2 protein-coding genes and 1 pseudogene are annotated in these 2682 nt (G+C 63.1%); 2 read left to right on the plus strand and 1 reads right to left on the minus strand.

The features are described from left to right. Nucleotides 1–577, minus strand: a pseudogene (locus DBR24_RS32520) (hybrid sensor histidine kinase/response regulator); the annotation flags it as partial. Between the two features lie 220 nt (nucleotides 578–797). Here DBR24_RS32520 and DBR24_RS16965 point away from each other — a divergent pair. Further along, entirely contained in the window at nucleotides 798–1523 is a 726-nt protein-coding gene (locus DBR24_RS16965) for a response regulator transcription factor (RefSeq protein ID WP_128615321.1), read from the plus strand. Next, the coding region (locus DBR24_RS16970; RefSeq protein ID WP_256591582.1) for a sensor histidine kinase at nucleotides 1510–2682 on the plus strand (1173 nt) is incomplete at its 3' end. The genes DBR24_RS16965 and DBR24_RS16970, both read left to right, overlap by 14 nt.

The raw sequence follows: 2682 nt of genomic DNA on the forward strand, positions 1-2682 counted from the left end.
TGCGGCCCATGCGCACGGCGAGCAGGGCGGCACCGGCCAGGCCGGCGGCGATCAGCAACAGGCTGGCGAACAGGCTGCGATATCCGCGCAGCAGCATGCCGGTGTGCGACAACTCCAGTTCGACCCAGCCGAGCAACCGGTCGGATTCGGCTGGAATCAGTTCGCCGGCGAGGTTGCGGTGTTTGCCGAAGACCGGCATCAGGTAGCGGGTCGCGTCATTGCCACTGCGCCGTTGCAACTGCGTGCTGTCGCCGGTGGGGGCCTGATTGAGCATGGTCGGGCCGGCGTGGGCCAGCGGCGAGCGATCCGGCGCCAGAAAGGTTACCGCGCGCACGTCCGGTTGTTCGAGGGATTGGGTGGCGATGCGTTCGAGCAGGTCGTTGTTGCCATGGCCCATGGCGGGGGCGACCAGCGGCGCCAGTTGCTCGGCGATCATTTCGCCGCGCTGCATCAATTGGGTCTGCAAGTCGGACTGTTGCGTCCAGGTGAAGTAACCGCCCAGCACCAACGCCATCAGGCTGGTCGGCAACAGGGTCAGCAACAACACGCGACCTTTGATTCCCAGTTTCTTGAGCACGCCCATCTCCTGCATCCCGCTGATCCGTTGACTCATGCGTGCATCCGGCACGCGACATGGGCGCAGTGTAGCGATTTGCTCGCGGGCAATCTCCGGAAAAATGCGCGCGCCATCGGTCGTCGCGCCGGTGCGCGTTTGTCCGGCAGGTCAAGCTTGTGTTGCCCCACGCCCGGCAATCTTGAATAATCGCCGCTCAACTGAGAATGACTTGCAGATACTCATGACTCCTGTTTCCGTTGGCCAGCCGCGCATTCTTTCCATCGAAGACGATCCGGTCCTCGGCGCCTACGTTCACGAACAGCTGGGCCGCAGCGGCTTTCAGGTGACCTGGTGCCAGAACGGCCAGGAGGGCCTGAGCATCGCCCGACGCCAGCCGTTCGACGTGGTGTTGATGGACATTCTGTTGCCCGGGCTGGACGGACTGAATGTGCTGACGCAATTGCGCCAGAGCCATTCGACGCCGGTGTTACTGATGTCGGCGCTGGGCGCCGAGGCGGATCGCATCAGTGGTTTTCGTCTGGGCGCCGATGATTATTTGCCCAAGCCGTTCAGCATTGCCGAGTTGCACGTGCGCATCGAAGCGATCCTGCGACGGGTGGCCCTTGATCGGCGTCCGCCGGCGCTTGCAACGCCGCTGACCACGGGAGCCCTGCGCTTCGACGACGCACAGTGCGAGGTGTTTTTCCGCGACCAGGCGGCCGGCCTGACCCGCAGCGAATTCCGCTTGCTGGAAACCCTCGAGCGCAATGACGAGGAAGTCTTGAGCAAGGCCTTCCTTTATCAGCACGTTCTGCAACGCGGCTATGCGGCGCACGATCGCAGCCTCGACATGCACATCAGCCAGATCCGCCGCAAACTCAAGGCCATCGGCTACACCGAGCGGGAAGTGCGCACGGTGTGGGGCAAGGGCTACGTATTGAGTGGCCGTGCCGATGAAGCGCTCTGAATTGCCGGGGCGCCATTCGCTGTTCTGGAAACTGGCGTGTCTGCTGGTCGCGTTCTGTCTGCTGATGATCTGGCTGAGCTGGTCATGGGGCCGCTACATGGAGGAGCGCAACCAGTTTCTCTCCGACGAGGCGCGCGGCACGCTTACCCGGTATGCGGCTGAGGCCGAACGGGCCTGGCAGCGCGGTCAGCGTGACGGTATTGATAGCTGGTTGCAGAGCATGGAATTGCGTGAGGCCGCTTGGGTTGGCGTGATCGACCGCAACTTGCAGTCGCTGAGCAGCGAACCGTTGAATGATCAGGAAGTGCAGCGCCTGACGTTTTTGCGCGGGCTTGACTGGCCAATCCACAAGCAGGGGCGACCGTGGTTGCGCGTGCCGTTTCCCCATGATCCTGCTACCGGCAGTTTAGTGATTGAACTGCCCGAACGTTTTTTGCCGGGGAAGTACCGGGTGTTCTGGCGGGTGATCACCAACGGCGTGATCCCTGGACTGTTCACATTATTGCTGTGCGTCGGCCTGTATCGCCTGCTGGTGGTGCCGCTGAACAACCTGCGCGAACAGGCCAACGCCTGGCGCGCCGATCAACTGAATGTGCGGCTGTCGAGCGGCATCACCCAGCGGCCGGACGAACTCGGTGAACTGGCCCGCGCCTTCGACTCGATGGCCGAGCGCCTGCAATCGACCGTTGCCTTGCAGCAGCAACTGTTGCGCGATTTGTCCCATGAGTTGCGCACGCCTTTGAGCCGGCTGCGTGTGGCCAGCGAAAGCGAGCAGGATCTGCGGCAACTGCGCGAACGCATCGGCCGTGAAGTCGACGGCATGCAGCGGCTGGTCGAGGACACCTTGCAATTGGCCTGGCTCGACACCGACCGCACGCCGTTGCCCGACGAGGCGATCCAGATTCAGGCCCTGTGGGAAATGCTCACGGATAACGCCTGTTATGAAAGCGGCTGGCCGAGCCTGCAATTGCAGTGTGCGGTGCCGTCGTCGTGCTGGGTGCGCGGCAACCTCAACACCTTGGCGCAGGCGTTGGAGAACATCCTGCGCAATGCCATTCGACATTCGCCCGAGGGCGGCATCGTGCGCCTCGACGGACGGCGTGACGGCGATTACTGGCATTTGTGGCTGGAGGATCAGGGCGGCGGAGTGGCGGAAGGG

It is taken from the genome of Pseudomonas sp. HMWF006, from assembly GCF_003061205.1.
GTDB classification, from domain to species: domain Bacteria; phylum Pseudomonadota; class Gammaproteobacteria; order Pseudomonadales; family Pseudomonadaceae; genus Aquipseudomonas; species Aquipseudomonas monsensis.